Here is a 20,079-nt window from a genome sequence, read left to right as displayed (position 1 = left end):
GTGATGCATATCTGCCGCCTATAAGTAGCAGAATATCAATTAGTTTTCATTTACGTACATGTTTAATCTCTTACATGTTCATAATACCAACAAATTATTAGGAGGATTTAATCATGAAAAAAACAATCAAACCCGTAGTGGTTAGCGTACTGGCTATGTCCGTACTTAGTGCCTGTGGTAGCAATGCGGCTGACAACAGCGCAAATAGTGGTGGAAATGCCTCCTCCGGTGAAAAGATAAAAGTCGAGTTTTTCCAAAATAAAACCGAAGCCAAAGCCACCTTCGACAAGCTGGTTGCGAAATTCAATGAAGCCAATCCAAATATTGTTGTCACACAGGTTAACCCGCCAGATGCTGAAACCGTATTGAAAACTCGTGCAGCGAAGAAAGATATTCCTGACGTGGTAGGAATCGGAGCAACTGACACCTACAAGACGTTATCTGGCAGCGGTCTTTTTGAAGATTTCACAGGCGATCCACTCGCTGAGAATATCCAGCCAGCATATCTTCAAATGCTGAAAGACCTGACGGGTTCGGACGAACTGAATGGTCTTCCATTCTCTTCAAACGCAAGTGGTGTCATTTACAATAAAGCGATGTTCGCTGAAGCCGGTGTTACTGTTCCAACTACTTGGGATGAGTTCATGGCTGTCGCTCAAAAGTTCAAGGACAGCGGTAAAAATGCTTTTTACCTGACACTGAAGGATTCATGGACAACACTTACGCCGTTCAACTCCCTCTCCACGATCATTAAAGGGAATGATTTCTTCAAGGAGCGTGCGGCAGGCACTGTAACCTTCGCAGACAGCTTTAACGAGGTTGCTGAAAAGCTGCTTAAGCTGACGGAATACGGACAAAAAGATATTTTTGGTAAAGGTTACAATGACGGAAACACAGCATTCGCTAAAGGTGAATCCGCAATGTACCTGCAAGGCGTATGGGCGATCCCAGAAATCGTGAAAGCCAATCCATCCATTGAACTTGGCGTATTCCCATTCCCAGCAACAAATGATGCTGCCGATAACAAAGTCATTTCTGGCGTAGATACGTTGCTGACGATTTCCAAGAACACTAAACATAAAGAAGAAGCAAAGAAATTCGTAGACTTCCTGCTTCAACCTGAGAATGTTAGCCTATACATCAATGAGCAAAAAGCATTCCCAGCTGTAAAAGGTGTAACACAAGATGATCCAACGATGGATGGCTTCAAAGAAGCGTTTACCGCTGGCAACTTGGCTGACTTTGCTGACCACTACATCCCAAGTGCGATGAAAGTGGATACCATCAACCAATCCTTCTTGCAAAAGAAAGACATTAAAGCTTACCTAGAACAGCTTGATAAGGAATGGGATAAAGTAGCTAACCGGAAATAAACTGATCAGACAAACATGAACCGCGAAAGAGAACGGGGCTTCCCCTCTTCTCTTTCGCTTTTACAATGAGGAGGATTACATGATGGCCAAACGCCGAGTCGCCTTTTATCTGATGACTATACCGGCATTACTTCTTTTCTTTGCCTTCCATACCTTTCCTGCAATCCAGGGTATATATTATTCGTTCACGAACTGGGACGGCTTTAGTGACAGCTTTGATTACGTAGGATTTAAGAACTTCATTAACATTTTTCAAGATGAAAATGTGTTGAATTCATATGTGTTCACTTTTAAATATGCCATTCTAACCACTATTCTTATCAATATCATCAGCTTGTTGATTGCGCTTGGACTTAACGCCAAAATTAAAGCTAAAAACTTTTTCCGTGGCGTATATTTCTTGCCGAATATCCTCAGCGTATTGATTGTTGGTTTTATTTTTAACTACTTGTTCGCTAATGTATTCCCTATTTGGGGTGCGAAAATCGGCAGCGAATTCCTATCACAGAACATTCTCGGTAACTCCGACTGGGCTTGGATCGGTATCGTCATTGTAGCCGTTTGGCAGGGGATTGCTTATAACACGATTCTCTATCTGGCGGGTCTTCAAACCATTCCTCATGATCTTTACGAAGCTTCCAATCTGGACGGCGCTAGCCGCTGGAGAGAATTCTGGAGCATTACGTTTCCAATGCTTGCTTCCTTCTTCACCATCAATATGGTGCTCGCGATGAAGGGCGGTCTAATGGTATTCGACCAAATCGTTGCCTTGACAGGCGGGGGTCCAGGTCGTTCAACGCAATCCATTGCCCACTTAATCTACACAGGCGGCTTCCAAGGCGGAGAATTTGCCTATCAATCGGCGAACGCCGTGATTTATTTTATCGTGATTGTCGTTATCTCCGCCCTTCAGCTTAAATTTCTGCAGAAACGGGAGATGGACTTATGATCAAAAAATCAACCAACTGGCCTGTAACGATTCTTATCGCCCTAGGCTCAATACTGATCCTGTTTCCGCTGTACATGACCATTGCCATCGCACTCAAGAATCCCGAGGAAATGGCTCAATCAATCTTCTCGCTGCCAACTGGCCTGCATTTTGAGAACTTCTCCAATGCGATTAAAGCAACGAATTTCTTCAATGCATTAGGAAATAGTACCGTGATTACCATTACAACAGTCGTGTTCATATTGCTTACCAACTCCATGGTAACCTATGCTATTGCACGTAATATGAAGCGAAGATTTTTCAAAGTGCTGTACTTCTATTTTATCAGCGCAATGTTTATCCCTTTCCAGATTATCATGCTGCCTGTGGTCAAAGTGACTACGGATCTGCACATGAACAACATTGTAGGGATTATTATTCTATACGTCGTATATGGTCTGGCCTTTAACGTGTTTGTTTACACCGGTTATATCCGTTCCATTCCGTATGAACTGGAAGAAGCGGCTACAGTAGACGGTGCATCAACCTTCGGAACGTTCTGGAAGATTATTTTTCCGCTTCTTGCTCCTGTTAGTGCAACGATCGGTATCCTGTCTTGTCTATCCACTTGGAATGACTTTATGTTACCGCTGGTTCTGCTCGGCGATCAGGATTCCTACACACTTCCGCTGGTACAATATGTATTCCAGGGACAGTTCAGTACAGATTTCAACTTAGCTTTCGCTTCATATTTGCTCGCATTAACCCCGATGCTCATCGTCTATTTGTTCGCACAAAAATGGATTATCAGCGGACTTACATCAGGATCCATTAAATAAAATAGTAAGATCTATATAGAGATAGGAGATTACAACCTTGGATAAAAAATGGTGGAAAGAAAGCGTAGTGTATCAAATTTACCCCCGCAGCTTTAAAGACAGTAACGGGGATGGTATTGGTGATCTGCAAGGGATTATTTCGAAACTTGATTATTTAAATCATCTTGGTGTCGACGTGGTGTGGCTGTGCCCAGTGTACCAGTCGCCTAATGACGATAACGGTTATGATATCAGTAATTATCAAAGTATTATGGATGATTTCGGAACGCTCTCCGATTGGGAGGAACTGCTTGCTGGTCTTCACAGCCGTGGCATGAAGCTGATTATGGACCTTGTGGTCAACCATTCCTCAGATGAGCATGCTTGGTTCGTAGAGTCCCGCAAATCGCAGGACAATCCTTATCGTGATTATTATATCTGGCGTCCGGGTAAAGACGGACAGCCGCCGAACGACTGGGGCTCCTTCTTCAGTGGATCAGCTTGGGAATACGATGAGAAATCAGAGGAATATTACCTCCATCTATTCTCCCGTAAACAACCCGATCTAAATTGGGACAATCCAAAGCTCCGCAAGGAAATCTACGATATGATGACCTGGTGGCTGGATAAAGGAATTGACGGATTCCGCATGGACGTAATCAACCTGATCTCCAAAGTACCGGAATTACCTAGCGTTTCTGGGGAAAGTAACGGAGAACAGCCTACGTACCACTTCGGTGGAGACTATTTCGTTAACGGTCCACGCGTACATGAGTATATGCAGGAAATGAACCGTGAGGTGCTATCCAAGTACGATATCATGACAGTGGGTGAAGCCGTTAATGTCACTCCAGAAGAAGCTTCACTGTATGTTTCCGAGGATCGTAACGAGCTGAACATGGTATTCCATTTCGAGCTCATGGACGTCGATTCCGGTCCTGGAGGTAAATGGAATGTACAACCTTGGAAGCTGGCGGACATTAAGTCCATTATTTCCAAGTGGCAAGTCGCACTCGACGGTAAGGGTTGGAACAGCTTGTATATGAACAACCATGATCAGCCGCGTATGCTATCCCGCTTTGGTGATGATAAGCTGTTCCCGAAAGAGTCTGGCAAAATGCTAGCAACACTGCTTCATACGCTCCAAGGTACACCTTACATCTATCAAGGTGAAGAAATCGGCATGACAAATGTACAATTTGCTTCCATCGATGACTACAAGGATATTGAAATTGTAAATATGTATAAGGAATACTTGGCTGCCGGACACTCGGAAGAAAAAATCATGAATTCCATTTACATCAAAGGTCGGGACAATGGCCGTACGCCGATGCAATGGAACTCGGAACCGCAGGCAGGCTTCACTACCGGCAATCCGTGGTTGGCTGTGAACCCTAACTACAAAGATATCAACGTAGAGAAGGCACTGGCTGATCCCGATTCTATTTTCCACTACTATAAGAAGCTAATTGAACTGCGTAAGCAGCATGAGATTATCGTATACGGAAACTATACAATCTTGGCCGAGGAGAATGAGCAGGTATACGCTTATCTACGTACTCTTGGAGAAGAACAGCTACTGGTTGTATTGAATTTCTTCGGAGAGCCTACGACTTTCGAACTTCCTTCTACTGTGAAATTCCAAGCGAAGGAATTGCTTATTGCCAACTACGAAGTAAATCCAGAAGAAGAACTAAACACAATTCAGCTTCGTCCTTATGAAGCTCGTGTATATAAGCTTAAATAATAAAATCCATCCGATCTGTCAGCAAAGGTCAATGGTAGAACTATAAAAAGGAGCCCTTCGGCTCCTTTTTGTTTTCCTATATGCTTGTAAAAACTTTAAATTTCACTTTATGTAGCTTAACCTTCAGTGTTTATAATTCCATAATGAATAAGGTCATCATATTTATTTTCTTTATAGATATGTTGCATGAATATGCCTTCCTCCACCATTCCACATTTCTGCATCACCCGCCCAGAGCCGGGATTTGAAGCAAAGTGTCTTGCAAATACTTTATGATAATGCTTTTCTGAAAAAGCAAACGCAATGATCGCTTTTGTTGCTTCAGTCGCGTATCCTTTCCCCCAATATTCCTCACCGATCCAATATCCAACTTCACCATTTCTGTGTGCTTGCTTATTTGTCAGTCCTATAGCTCCATAAAGCTCGTTTGTACTTTTATCAGTAATCGCAAACTCATAATACATATTATTGATAAAATTCTCTTCATGAGCTTCAATCCATGATATTGCACATTCGATAGTGTATGGATAAGGTAGAGTCAACGTACTTTTGTAGATATTATAATTATTGCAGAGGTCAGAAACACGTTTTGCATCAGATAATTCAAAGGGTCTCAAAATCAATCTTTCGGTCGTCATTGTTCTTTTCTCTTGATTAAACATTGTTTTACCTCCGCTCCAGAATCTCCTGCACCATCGGCATCGCCAAACTCATATTCTCCGCTGAAAGCTATATACTATCATCTTACATTGTTCCTCCTACCGACACTGGATTTACCTGTACCTGATCTGCATGCAATTTTTCAATAATCGCCAACAGGAAGGTTTCGGCTAGACTATTCTTTTTAATAGCACTGGCGGCCTCTTCCAAAGTAAACCATTCTGCATGATCTACCTCAGCACTCACCTGACTTAAGTCCTCCGTATCTGCAACACCTATAAAATTCAGCATCAGCGTATTAGAAGGTGCGAAATACAAGCTGCGCATATATTCATAAGCTACAATATCCATTCCTACCTCTTCTTTTACCTCACGAATAAGTGTGGTTTCCGCATCTTCACCTTTATTCACGTACCCTGCAAGCAATATATAATCTGGTCGGTTATACTGCTGAATCAATAGAATCTTATTCATATCCCGATTTAATACTGCTGTACTGATCGCCGTGCTAAAAATAGGGAATCTGAACGTTTCGCATGCATTACAATAAGGTACCTGCCCTTCCCCATCGCTTTCTTTCATTACCAACGCTGTTCCACACTCTAGACAATATTTCAAGCTGATCTCTTCCTTCTATAATAAAGTAGTCAATACCTATTCCAGTTGCGGTGGAACACGATGCTGCGTAGCTTGTTCAAACCCATAGGCTATGGATAGGAGCGTAGGCTCACTATAGGCTTTTCCGGAAAAAACTACACCAAAGGGCCCCCGAGTAGGATCACCATCAGCATCAATAATGCCCTGTTCTACATACCCTGCCGGAACGGTAATTAACGGATACCCCAAGCGTGCCGCAATATACATACCATCTACATCACCTGGCAGTAATAATGCATCCAAACTATATTGTTCCAACACGTAATCTATTCCTTGCTCGAGCGCTAGCTTTCTGTATTCTTGTTTCTTTTGCTGATATTCTTCTTCGGTTAAAGTTACTTCCTCTGACCTAGTTAATGTGTCTTGCCCATATTGTAATGCGATTTCAGCATGGATCTCATTATACGCTATCAGTTCTTGCAAAGAGTGAATCGGAACGGAATCATCTACCCCAGATAAATACGCATTGAGCCCCTTTTTAAATTCATAACAGATCACATCATTATTCCAGTTTTGTTGTTCAACGTAAAGCGTAACCGGATCTATAATCGTAGCCCCTTCATTCTTCAAAGTCTGGATAGCTGCTTCCATAATTGAAAGTCGCTCTGCATCTAAATGGTTATAATAATGCCGCGGGATGCCTATTCTTGCTTGCCGTATAAAGCTTTTATCTAAAAAAGGAGTATAGTCCATAAAAGCATGCTTCTCGCTCGATATTGTTGCTTCATCCTTGTCATCTACTCCCGTTAATGCCCCCAAAATAATCGCCGCATCCGTAACCGTTTTAGCAATAGGTCCAGGAGTGTCTTGGCTAACTGAAATAGGAATCACTCCAGTACGACTGACTAATCCGACCGTTGGTTTGATCCCGACGAGAGCATGCTGACAGGCTGGCCCAACAATTGATCCCGCGGTTTCCGTTCCGATCGATGCTGCTGCCAAATTCGCCGCAATAGCTGCCGCAGGTCCAGAACTAGATCCGCTGACAAATACGCTCCCAGGTCCGTAAGGGTTCAGCACTAGCCCTCCCCGGGAGCTATACCCAGCTGGCATTGAACTAGACATAAAGTTAGACCACTCCGACATATTCGCCTTTCCAAGCAAAACAGCTCCTGCCGACCGAAGTTTCGCAGCTACGAAGGAATCTTTTGCCGCGAATGATCCTGCTAAAGCTATTGACCCAGCACTCGTATGCATCTCATCCGCAGTATCTATATTATCCTTCAACAATATAGGAATACCGTGTAGACTTCCCCGACTTCCTTGTTCCTTACGTTCAATATCCAGTGCTCTAGCGATGTCTTTAGCCTCTGGATTGATTTCTAAGATTGCGTTTATGTCTATATCGTACTTATGAATCCGTTCCAAATAGGCTGCTACCAAATCTTCTGAGCTGACTACGCCTGCTTCCATAGCCGCTTGCAGCTTTGCAATATCCGCTTCTATTATCCATTCCTGAATTTTGATCTTCATCAGAACAGCTCCTTCAAGTATAATCGCCTTCGGCGTCCTTATAAGAACGGTAAGCGTTTAGCGAGAAATATAAGGATAAAGTATAGTGTGAAACGTATACTTTCTTATATTTCAAAATAATGTAATTCTCCCTAGCATAAACCTACCATAAATGATTAGCTCAAGGACATGACGAATTTGACTATAATTATTTAAACCTGTGATTTGACTCCCTCGGCTACAGATGATAGGGTATTTTCGAAGTTAAATTTTTCCGGGAGGGAATGCCCATGACGGAAGTAAAGCTTAGTATCGGATACGACGAATTCGAAGAAGGCCAAAGAATTGGCACTGAAATTGAGAAACTTAGTAGCAGCCCTGAAAGTTCTTCGCTGACAAGTCTAATTATCGGTGATTGGGGGCAAGCCTACGAAAATAGTTCAGAAGAAGTTGTAGAGTCACTGGTTACGCATAGTGCTAGTTTCCCTGCTTTGCGCAAGCTTTTCATAGGCGAGATGGGCTATGAGGAATGCGAGATTTCTTGGATTACCCAAAGTGATCTATCGCCGTTGCTCCCTGCTTTTCCAGAGCTACAGTCACTCACGATTCAAGGTGGGAATGAGCTGAGCCTCTCAGGACTCAAACACGACAAGCTAGAAGAACTGATTATTATAAGTGGAGGCTTAGGTAAAGCCGTTCTTGAACAGATTGCAACTAGCCAATTGCCGAATTTGCGCAAGCTGGAGTTATATCTCGGCGTAGATAACTACGGATTTGACGGCAGCCTAGTAGATCTTCTCCCTCTTATAGAAGTAGGAAAGTTCCCTAAGCTTACTTATCTAGGTTTAAAAAATAGCCAGATCCAAGATGAGATCGCAGGTGCATTAGCAAATGCTCCTATTCTGGATCAGCTAGATACGCTCGATCTATCACTCGGTACCCTAAGCGATGAGGGGGCAGAATTGCTTCTAGCCAGCGACAGAATCAAAAAATTAAAAGCATTAAACCTAAGCCATCATTATATGTCTGACGAGATGATTACCCGCTGGAAGCAAAGTGGATTGCCTGTTGATGTTAGCGACAAGCAGGAAAGCGATGATGAGGAAGACTGGCGTTATCCTTCCATCACAGAGTGAGCCTCTCATGAGGCCGATGATCGTTATCGGTATTCCCGGTGATAAACGGACTAGCGGCATCCAGCAAGCGCGTTCCGATCTTGGAATGCCCCCTGCCATTATTTTATCGTACGCTGAGTTTCTGCAAGGAAGATCGTTAGGTGATCTTATGGAAGAGCAGAAGAAACAGATATCCCGTCAGTCCTCCGTTTATAACGGAGTAGATCTCAGTGCAGCTCCCCCGCTACTGAGACTGGAATCGCCTGGCAGCAGCTTCGAGATAGAACGAGCCATTATCGCTCTGGGTGCACCGGATTCGGATGATATGGACGATTCCCTTCATCCCTTCGCCGATAGACCTGATCCGCGACCACTCCGCGTGAAGGTAGCTCGTCAATTGAAGGAAATGCAAGGTGTCCTGCATCATCCATCACAATGGTTCCGTGGCTACTGCCGAATGCTGGCTAGACTACAGCGAGAGGCTAACACCGCGTGTCCAGGTTCGCTGTGGTTAAATGACCCTACTGACATTGCGGCCATGACCGATAAACGCCAGACACAACAGATTCTGAGCGAGGCAGGGATTCCAATCCCTCGCCCAGTAGGCGAAGATCAGCAGCCTATGGATTATGACTCTCTCCGGGAGATGATGTTATCCCGGCGCATGCACCGGGTATTCATTAAGCTGGCCTTTGGTTCTGCCGCTTCTGGAGTGATCGCCTATCAAATCCATCCTGTGACGGGTGCCGAAATTGCCTTAACAACAGTGGGGGTCGAGGAATACATCACTCGACCACCCATTTACTATAATTCCGGTAAACTGCGACGGTACACGGATACCGCCACAATCTCGGGAATTATGAACTGGATCTACCAGCACGGTGCTTATGCTGAGCAATGGATCCCTAAAGCGGGGCTTAAGGGAAAAGCATTCGATATTCGCCAGCTAGTCGTTCTCCGCGAGGCCTGCCACGCGGTTGCTCGGGTCAGCCCTACACCAATTACGAATCTGCATTTACGCAACCAGCGGATGTCTCTTTCGGAAGCCGGTCTGTCTGAATCCGTACAGGAGCAGGTGCGGAATACCGCTGTGCAAGCACTGGCTGCTTTTCCCCGTTCCGGGGTAGCCGGAATCGATGTACTCGTATCCGAGGGTTCACAGCAATGTTTTGTCGCGGATGTCAATCCATTTGGCGACTTGCTGTACGATGTGAAATACCGCGGCTGCAGCACCTACGAATGGGAAATGAAGGTATTGTCGGCTAGAGACTATATCACACCTCCCTCCACACCGCTTATAAAGGAAGGATTATCTTAATGGATATGAACACCATCGTCGGCACTCATGACATTCTTATGATCACACTCGATACTCTTCGTTATGATGCTGCTGTTATGGAAGAATCAAACTGCCCGAACTTGTGCGGAACCGGATCATGGGAGAAAAGACATTCCCCAGGCAGCTTTACCTATGCGGCTCATCACGCCTTCTTCGGTGGTTTTTTGCCTACTCCAGCCACAACGGATAAGACGGAACATATCCGAATGTTCCATTCCCGAAACACCGGAATGAAGACGCATCCCCATACCTGGCTGTTCGATACACCCGATATCGTATCCGGGCTTGCTGCCGAGGGCTACCGTACGGTTTGTATTGGGGGCGTTATTTTTTTCACCAAAAAAAATCCACTCGCTCGTGTGTTACCAAGCTATTTCCAGCAAAGCTACTGGCGGATGACGTTCGGGGTCACCAATCCGCGTTCCACAGAGCATCAGGTGAATCATGCCTTGAAGCTGCTGAAGGATACTCCGCGCGAACAAAGATTGTTCATGTTCCTCAATGTCTCAGCCATCCACGGGCCGAATCATTATTTTATACCCGGTGCTAAAAAGGACTCCGTAGACAGCCAGCGCGCCGCACTCCGATATGTGGATGGTGAACTGGGCCGATTATTCGATGCCTTCCGGGAACGCGGTAATCCTACCTTCTGTCTGGCGTTTTCTGATCATGGAACCGCTTTTGGCGAAGATGGCTATCAGGGGCATCGCTTGGCTCACGAGACCGTATGGAACGTCCCTTATCGGGAATTTATTTTATAAAAGGAAAGGATGGAGAACTGTTATGACGTTATCGTCCTTCTCTTTAGAAGAGCTTCACCAATGGAAAGACAATATTACTGCTAACCCTTACCGATCTTATCTGTATTCCTATCCACACAAAACAGCTTACAGGGATCTACAGCCTCCGATACCACTAGAATCCTTATGGCGAGATGAGCCTGCAGAATCTTTTTTTCTATATATGCATATCCCGTTTTGCGGTGCTCGCTGTGGATTCTGCAACCTGTTCACCTTGCCTGATAAACGCGCGAATGTTCACGCTACATACGTAGACGCGCTAGAACGTCAAGCCAAGCAGTGGGCCGCGTTCACCAAACATAAGCCGTATGCCCGTTTCGCGATTGGTGGGGGTACGCCTACATTACTGGCGGCAGATCAACTGCGCCGTTTGTTCCACATTGCCGTTGATACGATGGGACTGGATACGAGCTCAGCCTCCATCTCAGTGGAAACTTCACCGGAGACGATCACCGAAGAGAAGCTGAATATTCTAAAAGAATATACGGTGGATCGGGTCAGCATGGGCATTCAAAGCTTTGTCGCAGCTGAATCGGCGGCCATCTATCGCCCACAAAATCCGGATGAGGTGTATCGCGCACTGGAGCTGCTGGGAAAATATGATTTTCCCATTCTGAATTTGGATCTGATCTATGGTCTTCCAGGGCAGACCGTCGATTCTTGGCTGTATTCGCTAAATCAGACGCTTAGCTATGATCCTGAGGAAATCTTTATTTATCCGCTCTATACCCGTGAGCATACCATCGTAAAGCCTGATGATATCCAGCGTCAGGAAGATATTCGCCTAGACTGCTACAAGGCCGCTGGGCAGCTGCTTAAAGCCAGAGGTTATCGCCAATATTCCATGCGCCGTTTCGCCAAGGAAACCGCAGGAACGGATAAACGCATTCTTGACTACAGCTGCCAGGAAGAAGGAATGGTCGGGCTAGGCTGCGGGGCTAGGTCCTATACCCGCAATGTGCATTACGCTTCCCGTTATGGGGTGAGCCGTAAAGCAACCGAGAGCATTATTGCCGATTACGTCAGTGCAGATCGTTACGATACGGCAGATTACGGAATTGTGCTAAGTCTAGAAGAACAGACGCGCCGCTTTATTCTAAAGGCGATTTTACATAGTGAAGGTCTGAGGCTTGAAGATTATAGTCTGCGCTTCGGAAATTCACTCTGGAGTGATTATCCTGAACTGTCTAACCTGCTTCATACCGGCTTAGGGAAAGAAGAAGATGGAGTATTACGCCTCACTACTGAAGGCATGGGCTACTCCGATTCCATCGGTGATTGGTTTATTTCAGGAGAGATACGAGAGCAGATGGAAAGGTTCGTATTGCCATGAATGCGGTCCTCTACTACCGTGGGTCTCTCACCTCCTGCAACTATGACTGCCCCTACTGTCCTTTCGGCAAAACAAGAGACAGCGCAGCCACTCTCGCGAAGGATCGACAAGGATTGGAAACCTTTGTCGAGTGGGTCTCTCTGCAAGGTACAGCGGGCCATCGGCTGTCTATCTTTTTCAATCCTTATGGCGAAGGGCTGATTCATCGCTGGTACAAAGAAGCGATGGTCTTGCTCTCCAATATGGAGCATGTGGAGAAGGTAGCGATTCAGACGAACCTTTCAGCAAATCTTGACTTCATTCATAAGCTGAATCGAAACAAGGCTGCCTTTTGGGCTACTTACCACCCCGGACAGGTGAGCGAGGATAAGTTTCTAACGCAATGCATGACTTTGTATGAGAATAATGTGCCTTTCAGTGTAGGGAGCGTTGGGATCCGCAGCGCCTTTCCTGCTATAGCCTCGCTTCGCGCAGCATTACCGGAGAGTGTATATCTATGGGTCAATGCTTATAAAGATAAACCGGATTACTATACTGCCGAGGATCTTTCCATTCTTAGCAAAATTGATCCGCATTTTGCTGTGAATGCTATGGATTACGAGAGCCTTGGTCAAACCTGCAATGCTGGAAATGAAGTCTTTTATGTACAAGGCGCTGGACTGGTGAAACGCTGCTATAAGGACAGAGGTGTCATAGGCAATCTCTACCGCGATGGCTTGGAAGGCCTATCCGCTGTAAGAGCCTGCCGAATGAAGGTATGCGATTGTTATATCGGTTATATTCATATGCCAGAGCTGAAGCTGCAAGACATCTATGGACCAGGTCTGCTGGAACGGATTCCTTATGGTGCTATGAATCATTGAAGCGAGAATTGCTGTAAGGTTAACTGCATGTTAAATTTCAAGAAATAGAGCCCTGTCAGTATTTCTAGACAGGGTTTCTTGTCTTCGTGTGGAATATCAAAAGTAGCCCTCGTCTACAGGGCGACAGCAAACACTAAGTTGGAGGGATGAATAGCTGATGAAAAACATTATTAATTTTGCGCATCGCGGCGCATCGGCAGTGTGTCCGGAAAATACTATGGCAGCGTTCCGCAAAGGTCTTGAGTTAGGTGCAACCGGGATTGAAACCGATGTACAAATGACAAAGGATGGCGGGCTTGTTCTTATTCATGATGAAACCCTAAACCGTACGACAAGCGGAAGTGGCTATGTGAAGGATAAAACCCTTGCAGAGATTCTGGAAGTGGACGCGGGCTCTTGGTTCAGTCCCGAGTTCAAAGGCGAGAAACTCCCCTTGCTAGAAGATTTGTTAGATCTGCTGCAAGGTCGAGATACAGTACTGAACATCGAGTTTAAAAATGGTACTTTCTTTTACCCGGGTATGGAGGAAAAGGTTATCGCGGCTGTACGGGATTTCAAGATGAGCGATCGCGTGATTTTTTCGAGCTTCAACCATTATTCACTAGCTCACAGTAAAACGATCGCACCTGAGATCAAGACAGGAATTCTATACGGGGAAGGTCTGTATCGTCCTTGGGATTATGCAGCTACGCTTGGCGCAAACGCACTACATGCTTATCATCAAGCAGTACTTCCTGAATTCGTCGAAGAAGCAGCTAAACATGGCATCGCTTATCATCCTTGGACCATTAATGATCCAGAGCGGATGAAGGCTTTAATCGAAGCTGGAGTGTCAGGTATTATTACCGATCATCCAGATGTGCTGGCTGGGCTTCTAGCTAAATAATAAGGGAGTGTGACTGTGTGAAAAAAGTCTGGTTGCTCGGATTCGGCTTTTTCAGCATCAGCATTACGTGGAGTCTGTATAACGCATTTGTACCCTTTTTTCTAGAAAAATACGTACATAGTGTGGCACTTATCAGCTTCTTGATGACGATTGATAATTACTTTGCCTTATTCCTGCAGCCTTGGATTGGCAACCGTAGTGACCGCACTACCTCGCGTTTTGGACGCAGAATGCCTTATCTTATGATCGGTATGCCTTTCGCTGCCGTACTAACCATGCTGATTCCGTTTCATACCGGACTATTTACACTTCTGTTGTTTATGATGCTAATGAATCTGGCCATGAGCTTATACCGTTCACCAACCGTCGCCCTTATGCCGGACATTACGCCAGAAGAGCAGCGTACAAAGGCCAACGGGCTGATTAATTTCATGGGTGGGTTCGGTTCTATTCTCGCTTTTGGCGTAGGTTCGATCCTGTATAAATCCAATCCAGCACTTCCGTTTATCGTAGCTGGACTGATTACCTTATTATGTATGTTTATCGTATCACGCTTCATTAAAGAAAATCGGGACGGCGTAAACGTACAAATGAAGCTTCCTTCAGAAGCAGCTACTGCCACCAAGCCCTCTCGTATTTCCTTTCGAAGTCAGCTTGACCGTACCACAGTATTTTTGCTAGCGGCGATTTTCTTCTGGTTCGTAGCATATCAAGGCGTTGAGACACTGTTTACCTTATATGGCAAACATCATCTCGGCCTAAGCGAACAGGCGGCCTCCTTCTCGCTCACTTTCTTCTCTTTGGCCTTTGTGCTGTTCGCCATTCCGAGCGGTTGGCTGGGCGGAAGATTCGGGAAGAAAAAAATGATCATCATCGGCGTATGCGGACTAATGACCATTTTTGCTCTCGTCGGTTTTGCAAAGGACTTATTGCTCCTTCGAGGGTTACTGTTGCTAGGTGGAGTCTTCTGGGCTTGTATTAATATCAATTCCTATCCTTATGTTGTGGCAACAGGGACAGAAGAGAGCATTGGTACACGAACAGGGATGTATTATCTCGTCTCTTCCCTTGCGGCCATCAGTTCGCCTCCACTATTGGGACTTATGATTGATATCTTTGATTACTCGATCCTGTTCTACGTGGCGGCGATTAGTATGGCAGTTGCTCTTGTCTGCTTGTTCCTCATGAAAGGCCGCAAGGATGTGACTAACAGCATTCATTCGCCTGGCGCATAATTTCATTTCAAAGGGAATAGTTAGTCCAATAAAAATAGCGGCAGTCTAGGACCTATTGTAGAGGTCTGATATGCTCCCCATACGGTAGACAGGCGAAATAAAAAAACCTGCTACTGTGAGGGGAGCTTATTCATGTCTAGAGGGAAATATAACGCTTTGGAGAAACTCACCATCCTCGAAGAGGTATCGAATGGGGAGATTGGTTTTTTAGCAGCTGCGACGAAATATGGGATTAACAAGACGACTTTAATGAAATGGCAACGTCGATATAAGACACATGGATATAAAGGGTTGGAGCGCCGTACACATCTTCAAAGGTACAGTGCTGAACTGAAGATCCAGGCGGTGAAGGACTATCTTGAGGGGGACTTGTCTCAGTATCAGATCATCGATAAATACAAGATTGCTAGTACGAGGCAGCTCTTCAATTGGATTAACAAGTATAATGGTCATAGCAGCTTAACAGCCTACAAAGGGGAAAGAACAGCTATGACAAAAGGGCGAACTACGGCTTGGCAAGAACGGATCGAAATCGTTCAGTATTGTCTGAGCAATCAATATGATTACCAAAAGACAGCTGGACAGTTTCAGGTCTCCTATCAGCAAGTATACCAATGGGTGAAGAAGTTTGAAGGTGGCGGCCAGGATGCATTAAAGGATGGTCGAGGAAGAAAAAAAGCCCCAGAAGAGTTAACGGCGGCCGACCAACAGAAACTCAAGATGAAGCAAATGGAGTACGAAATTGAGCGACTTCGGACGGAAAATGCATTTTTAAAAAAGTTAGAGGAACTAGAAAGAAGGCGACGCTAAATCAAACACGGCAGGAAACGATCTACCTTGCCATTCAAGCACTTCAAAAGGACGTGTCAGCAAGCGTTCAACTGCTATGCGAAATTGCAGGAATTGCACGCTCAAGCTATTACAAATGGCTAAATCGCAAGCCCAGCCCTCGTGAGCAGGAGAATGAGCAGTTGATCCATGTAATGATGACCATCTATGAGAAAGTGGAGCGCACTTTTGGGTACCGTCAATTAACTCTGCATATGCGCAGACAAACCGAAAAAACCATTAACCACAAGCGCGTAAAGCGGCTAATGAAGGTCATGGGAATTCAGTCCGTTATTCGGAGAAAGAGGAAAAAGTATGCCAATGCTACTCCACAACAGGTCGCGGAGAACGTCCTAAACCGCAACTTCCATGCGGATACGCCGAATGAAAAGTGGCTCACCGATGTAACGGAATTCAAGTATGGCAACGGCCAGAAAGCGTATTTAAGCGCTATTCTCGATCTCCATGATAAATCCATCGTCTCTTATGTATTAGGGCGTTCCAATAACAATCCACTTGTATTCCAAACGTTGAAACTCGCCTTACAAGAAGCCCCAGAAAACAGCCCATTGCTTCATAGCGATAGAGGCTATCAGTACACTTCACTGAGCTTTAAGAAGCTTCTGGATGGCAACAAAATGGTTCAGAGTATGTCCCGAGTTGGGCGATGCATCGATAACGGTCCAATGGAATCCTTCTGGGGGACCTTAAAATGTGAGAAGTATTATTTGCACAAGTACCATACCTTTGAAGAGCTTAAAAGGGACATTGAGGCCTACATTCACTTTTACAATTACGAACGGTTACAAGCAAAATTAAACGGCCGTAGTCCGATGGAATTTAGGACCAAGGCCGTTTAAACGATTTTGATTATTTGTACTGTCTACTTGACGGGGTGCAGTTCAGTCCATGGCTGCCGCTTGTATTTTATACCAACTCATTCTAATTCTTATAAACGGAGTAACGCCCCGTACCAAGCTGTTTGGCAGCGTACATCGCTGTATCTGCTTCATTTAGCAGCCTAAAATGATCCACCTTACCATGACTTATGCTGATCCCTATACTCATGGATACGAACAAGTTATGTTCGCCAAGCTGGTAACTCTTAGTCGTCTTCTCCAGAATCCGCACAGCAAGCTGCTCCGCTTCCTTCTGAGTGCTACCTTTGGCGACAATCACAAATTCATCCCCGCCGACGCGGAAAATATGACGTTTTCTTTTGCTGGAGAATTGAATTAGATTTTTACCCACTTCTTGCAGCAGTAAGTCCCCCACATGATGCCCCAAGCTGTCATTGATCGATTTGAAACGATTCAGATCCAGAAACAAAACAGCAAGCTGCTCATTTACTTTGCATCGATCCCAAAAATGATCCATTCCATTCTTATTCAATAACCCCGTTAAAGCATCCTTATACGCCAGTTCTTTCAATTGCTCTCTTTCAGCCAATACTAGATTCATGCGTGTAAGTAAAAACATGCATAGGGCTATCGTAAGACTATAGACCACCAGCGGTATAATAACCCCATCATCGTCCACTTCATTTCCCAGTAAGGTTTCTACACCTAGCTGGTGCATGATCCATAGGGAGGCGACGATAATGATCACGGAAAGACCGGTATGAATCGCTCTTTTTTGAGGCGTTTTAGATGAAATATCCCGGTAAAGTCTTAGCACTAAATAACCGGCCGCTGCTGCGATGAGAATGGAGAATAACGTTTGTAAGTAAATCTGGACCTCTGCCACCTTAAATTCGCACATCCTTCTGACTACAAAAATGATTAACTATCTGAGCAATTACTATATTAAAATGCTCTGAACATTATCTGAACACTAATTATATCTTCAAATGCCGTGCACAATTGTATAGTTCGCAATTCCATGTCGAATCGGATTTAATAATCCGGGTAATAGATGTATTACTCAGCAAAACAGTTACATTCAGTTCTGGAAAAAGTCTTCTAAGGCTACTCCGTAAAATCGCACCATGGCTAACGACCAATATACGACTGCCCGGATGTTTCTCCGCGATATCTTCGATGGCCTGACTGCCTCTGATCTCACTGGCCTCCGGACTTTCCAGTCCCAAATCTAGCTTCTTCCACTCACTTCCCCATCGTTCAACGCGATCTTGTTCCGTAGTACCTTCAATCTGCCCTGCGTTCATCTCACGGATCCCTGGTACTAAACCGGCGATCTCCATACCAAGCCTTGTTGCAATTACCTCTGCTGTTTGTCTCGCTCTAAGCAGATCACTCGAATATAAATAGTCCCATTGTTCAGTGCTGAGCCGCTCAGCAAGAAGAACCGCCTGCTGCACACCCTCAGCATCCAATGGATTATCCGTATGCCCTTGCGCTCTGCCTTCTTTATTCCACGCGGTACTTCCATGGCGAATTAAACCTATTGTAGTCATAAAGATCTCCCTTTAGTTGTTGAGTTCTAGTACTATTCTTGTAATGGTATCTACATTCTATCAGAATCTTTCCATGGATATTTGAAAAATGAGGTTATCCATGTTTTAGAACTTGAGGTATAATAAACCTTACCGCTTTTTACATCAGCTACAGGATAAGGAGATTTTGGTTAATATGAAAAAGTTATTGTTTCCGTTCTTTCTCGCATTTCTACTATGTTTGGTTCCGGTTTATACAGTTTGTTCCTCCACTGTTGATGCTGCTCCGGTTCCAAAAAACACCGTGTATGTGACCAAGAATAATCACTCGTACATCCCGCTGCGTCTCTTAAATAATTTCACTGGTATACATGCTGAAATGAATGCTAGTGACAAGCGTATAACCATTACGAACGCAGACACTAAGATTACACTTACTGTAGGACAAGCAGCTGCGCTAGTCAACGACAAGCCAGTTACACTAACCGATTCCGCTTTTAGTGATAACGGTACGGTATATATCCCTTTGTCCTTTATCAGCAAAACGCTGGGCTTTCAATTAGAGTGGAATCAGGAAGCCTCTTCTGTAACCCTTACTAATAACGGAATTTCATCAACGGTACCTGTACTGACTGGCGCACTTATCAAAGCAGATTCCTCCCCCGTTGTCAGTGCTAGTAAAACTTTCAAGGTGGGCGGAAGATCCTTCAAAGCCCAAACGGTTACGGTATCCCTACTGCATCCTAAAGTGAAGCTCGACGTTGTACTAGCAGGAAATACGGTGGGAAAAGTTGAGGACCTGAGCAGTCTAGCCAAGCGCAATAATGCCGTAGTGGCTATTAATGGTACGTTCTTTGATGCCTATACTAAAGGGGCCTACAAAGCTCCTTACGGTTACATGGTCAGTGGTGGAAAAATGCTCAAAAACAGCTCTGGAGATCGCCGTACGATTTTCACCTATGACAGCAATCACCTGGCCTCGCTTATTCCCGGACTAGAGTTTACGAACCATTTCGCTTCCGGATCTATGGAAGGGGCGCTCCAAGCCGGACCACGTCTGCTTGTGAATGGTAAGGTATCTCTTAATGTTGCAGCAGAAGGCTTCAAAGATGCCAAAATCTTAACAGGCGGCGGAGCCCGCAGCGCACTCGGCCTCACTCGCGACCACAAGCTAATTCTGCTAACTACTGGTGGAGCTACTATCCCACAGCTGGCAGAAATGATGAAGCAGGCTGGAGCGTATCAAGCCATGAATCTGGATGGCGGCGCATCGAGCGGATTATACTACAATGGCAAATATCTCACGACCCCTGGGCGTCAGATTAGCAACGCAATTGTGGTTAAATATCAATAGAATGATCTAGCCAGCGGCACGAACGAGCGTTGTGCTAGGTTCGGCTTCTACTTCTAAGAATACTTTTTTTGATGCATCTATTGCAGTTTGTGCAATAGATGCATTCTTTTTTATAGGAAAATAGGATGCTGTTGTACTTTGTACATTAGAATTCGACCCATTTGTAATAATAAGACGTTTTGGTAACCAATTGGTTGCAGAATGTGCAATAGAATCAAATTCCAATGTCTTTTTGATAGAATCTATTGTACAAAGCGCAACTATTCCTCATATTATTTTTCGGCAGCTAGACATCC

Annotated in this window: 19 protein-coding genes; 14 read left to right on the top strand and 5 right to left on the bottom strand. The window is 44.9% G+C overall.

Translation table 11 applies throughout. The annotated features are described in order from the left end of the window. Positions 1–113: 113 nt before the first annotated feature. The 4 genes from MHI27_RS05630 (at position 114) to MHI27_RS05615 (ending at position 4,866) form a co-directional block, all read left to right on the top strand. Complete coding sequence (locus MHI27_RS05630; protein ID WP_405175789.1) at positions 114–1,373, top strand: ABC transporter substrate-binding protein; 1,260 nt, start codon at positions 114–116, stop codon at positions 1,371–1,373. Positions 1,374–1,455: 82 nt separating this feature from the next. Further along, complete coding sequence (locus tag MHI27_RS05625; protein WP_042185429.1) at positions 1,456–2,322, top strand: carbohydrate ABC transporter permease; 867 nt, start codon at positions 1,456–1,458, stop codon at positions 2,320–2,322. Continuing rightward, the gene (locus tag MHI27_RS05620; protein WP_405175788.1) at positions 2,319–3,140 is read left to right on the top strand and encodes a carbohydrate ABC transporter permease; all 822 of its coding nucleotides are present in this window, start codon (positions 2,319–2,321) and stop codon (positions 3,138–3,140) included. Before MHI27_RS05625 ends, MHI27_RS05620 begins: the two co-directional genes overlap by 4 nt. Positions 3,141–3,177: 37 nt before the next feature. Continuing rightward, entirely contained in the window at positions 3,178–4,866 is a 1,689-nt protein-coding gene (locus MHI27_RS05615) for an alpha-glucosidase (protein ID WP_076301066.1), read from the top strand. A 116-nt stretch (positions 4,867–4,982) separates the two neighbouring features. Here the strand turns inward: MHI27_RS05615 and MHI27_RS05610 are convergent, their stop codons facing one another. The 3 genes from MHI27_RS05610 to MHI27_RS05600 form a co-directional block, all read right to left on the bottom strand. Continuing rightward, on the bottom strand, positions 4,983–5,528 hold the full coding sequence (locus tag MHI27_RS05610) for a GNAT family N-acetyltransferase (RefSeq protein ID WP_405175787.1): 546 nt from the start codon (positions 5,526–5,528) through the stop codon (positions 4,983–4,985). Between the two features lie 82 nt (positions 5,529–5,610). Next, positions 5,611–6,144, bottom strand: a complete 534-nt coding sequence (locus MHI27_RS05605; protein ID WP_405175786.1) for an NAD(+) diphosphatase — start codon at positions 6,142–6,144, stop codon at positions 5,611–5,613. Positions 6,145–6,180: 36 nt separating this feature from the next. After that, positions 6,181–7,656 carry an amidase family protein gene (locus tag MHI27_RS05600; RefSeq protein WP_405175785.1) on the bottom strand — a complete coding sequence of 492 codons (1,476 nt, stop codon included), beginning with the start codon at positions 7,654–7,656 and terminating at the stop codon, positions 6,181–6,183. Positions 7,657–7,925: 269 nt separating this feature from the next. Here MHI27_RS05600 and MHI27_RS05595 point away from each other — a divergent pair, with 269 nt between their 5' ends. From MHI27_RS05595 to MHI27_RS05555, 9 genes are all read left to right on the top strand, one after another. Next, positions 7,926–8,771: an STM4015 family protein gene (locus MHI27_RS05595; protein WP_076301062.1), complete on the top strand. Its 846-nt coding sequence runs from the start codon at positions 7,926–7,928 to the stop codon at positions 8,769–8,771. Continuing rightward, a complete protein-coding gene (locus tag MHI27_RS05590) occupies positions 8,731–10,068 on the top strand; it encodes an STM4014 family protein (protein WP_405175784.1) in 1,338 nt (445 codons plus the stop codon). The genes MHI27_RS05595 and MHI27_RS05590 overlap by 41 nt, the downstream gene beginning before the upstream one ends. Next, positions 10,068–10,850 carry an STM4013/SEN3800 family hydrolase gene (locus MHI27_RS05585; RefSeq protein ID WP_405175783.1) on the top strand — a complete coding sequence of 261 codons (783 nt, stop codon included), beginning with the start codon at positions 10,068–10,070 and terminating at the stop codon, positions 10,848–10,850. The genes MHI27_RS05590 and MHI27_RS05585 overlap by 1 nt, the downstream gene beginning before the upstream one ends. Positions 10,851–10,872: 22 nt before the next feature. Next, positions 10,873–12,222, top strand: a complete 1,350-nt coding sequence (locus tag MHI27_RS05580; protein WP_405175782.1) for an STM4012 family radical SAM protein — start codon at positions 10,873–10,875, stop codon at positions 12,220–12,222. After that, entirely contained in the window at positions 12,219–13,085 is an 867-nt protein-coding gene (locus MHI27_RS05575; protein WP_405175781.1) for an STM4011 family radical SAM protein, read from the top strand. The genes MHI27_RS05580 and MHI27_RS05575 overlap by 4 nt, the downstream gene beginning before the upstream one ends. Before the next feature lie 157 nt (positions 13,086–13,242). Next, positions 13,243–13,971, top strand: coding sequence for a glycerophosphodiester phosphodiesterase (locus tag MHI27_RS05570; RefSeq protein WP_405175780.1), 729 nt, complete (start codon positions 13,243–13,245; stop codon positions 13,969–13,971). A gap of 17 nt (positions 13,972–13,988) precedes the next feature. Further along, positions 13,989–15,206, top strand: a complete 1,218-nt coding sequence (locus tag MHI27_RS05565) for an SLC45 family MFS transporter (RefSeq protein ID WP_076283990.1) — start codon at positions 13,989–13,991, stop codon at positions 15,204–15,206. A 132-nt stretch (positions 15,207–15,338) separates the two neighbouring features. After that, positions 15,339–16,016, top strand: coding sequence for a helix-turn-helix domain-containing protein (locus MHI27_RS05560; protein ID WP_405174805.1), 678 nt, complete (start codon positions 15,339–15,341; stop codon positions 16,014–16,016). Next, positions 15,974–16,894, top strand: a complete 921-nt coding sequence (locus MHI27_RS05555) for an IS3 family transposase (protein WP_143759616.1) — start codon at positions 15,974–15,976, stop codon at positions 16,892–16,894. The genes MHI27_RS05560 and MHI27_RS05555 overlap by 43 nt, the downstream gene beginning before the upstream one ends. An 82-nt stretch (positions 16,895–16,976) precedes the next feature. Here MHI27_RS05555 and MHI27_RS05550 read toward each other — a convergent pair whose 3' ends face one another. Together MHI27_RS05550 and MHI27_RS05545 are read right to left on the bottom strand one after the other, a co-directional pair. After that, complete coding sequence (locus MHI27_RS05550; protein ID WP_081951045.1) at positions 16,977–17,795, bottom strand: GGDEF domain-containing protein; 819 nt, start codon at positions 17,793–17,795, stop codon at positions 16,977–16,979. 76 nt (positions 17,796–17,871) lie between these two features. Next, positions 17,872–18,450, bottom strand: a complete 579-nt coding sequence (locus tag MHI27_RS05545; RefSeq protein ID WP_042185403.1) for a histidine phosphatase family protein — start codon at positions 18,448–18,450, stop codon at positions 17,872–17,874. A gap of 175 nt (positions 18,451–18,625) precedes the next feature. Between MHI27_RS05545 and MHI27_RS05540 the strand changes: the two genes are divergently transcribed. Then, positions 18,626–19,783: a phosphodiester glycosidase family protein gene (locus tag MHI27_RS05540; protein ID WP_405175779.1), complete on the top strand. Its 1,158-nt coding sequence runs from the start codon at positions 18,626–18,628 to the stop codon at positions 19,781–19,783. The last annotated feature ends 296 nt before the right edge of the window (positions 19,784–20,079 follow it).

This window comes from Paenibacillus sp. FSL H8-0261, from assembly GCF_045040645.1.
In the GTDB taxonomy this organism is placed as follows: domain Bacteria; phylum Bacillota; class Bacilli; order Paenibacillales; family Paenibacillaceae; genus Paenibacillus_AQ.
Note: the sequence above shows the minus strand (reverse complement) of the source record. Positions and strands in the feature narration are given on the sequence as shown.

Bases quoted from the DNA above. Each gene is read 5' to 3' on its own strand.
- MHI27_RS05580 (WP_405175782.1), top strand. From the start codon at position 10,873: ATGACGTTATCGTCCTTCTCTTTAGAAGAGCTTCACCAATGGAAAGAC.
- MHI27_RS05575 (WP_405175781.1), top strand. From the start codon at position 12,219: ATGAATGCGGTCCTCTACTACCGTGGGTCTCTCACCTCCTGCAACTAT.
- MHI27_RS05550 (WP_081951045.1), bottom strand. From the start codon at position 17,795: ATGTGCGAATTTAAGGTGGCAGAGGTCCAGATTTACTTACAAACGTTA.
- MHI27_RS05595 (WP_076301062.1), top strand. From the start codon at position 7,926: ATGACGGAAGTAAAGCTTAGTATCGGATACGACGAATTCGAAGAAGGC.
- MHI27_RS05610 (WP_405175787.1), bottom strand. From the start codon at position 5,528: ATGTTTAATCAAGAGAAAAGAACAATGACGACCGAAAGATTGATTTTG.
- MHI27_RS05540 (WP_405175779.1), top strand. From the start codon at position 18,626: ATGAAAAAGTTATTGTTTCCGTTCTTTCTCGCATTTCTACTATGTTTG.
- MHI27_RS05585 (WP_405175783.1), top strand. From the start codon at position 10,068: ATGGATATGAACACCATCGTCGGCACTCATGACATTCTTATGATCACA.
- MHI27_RS05560 (WP_405174805.1), top strand. From the start codon at position 15,339: ATGTCTAGAGGGAAATATAACGCTTTGGAGAAACTCACCATCCTCGAA.
- MHI27_RS05630 (WP_405175789.1), top strand. From the start codon at position 114: ATGAAAAAAACAATCAAACCCGTAGTGGTTAGCGTACTGGCTATGTCC.
- MHI27_RS05545 (WP_042185403.1), bottom strand. From the start codon at position 18,450: ATGACTACAATAGGTTTAATTCGCCATGGAAGTACCGCGTGGAATAAA.
- MHI27_RS05570 (WP_405175780.1), top strand. From the start codon at position 13,243: ATGAAAAACATTATTAATTTTGCGCATCGCGGCGCATCGGCAGTGTGT.
- MHI27_RS05620 (WP_405175788.1), top strand. From the start codon at position 2,319: ATGATCAAAAAATCAACCAACTGGCCTGTAACGATTCTTATCGCCCTA.
- MHI27_RS05625 (WP_042185429.1), top strand. From the start codon at position 1,456: ATGGCCAAACGCCGAGTCGCCTTTTATCTGATGACTATACCGGCATTA.
- MHI27_RS05590 (WP_405175784.1), top strand. From the start codon at position 8,731: ATGATGAGGAAGACTGGCGTTATCCTTCCATCACAGAGTGAGCCTCTC.
- MHI27_RS05600 (WP_405175785.1), bottom strand. From the start codon at position 7,656: ATGAAGATCAAAATTCAGGAATGGATAATAGAAGCGGATATTGCAAAG.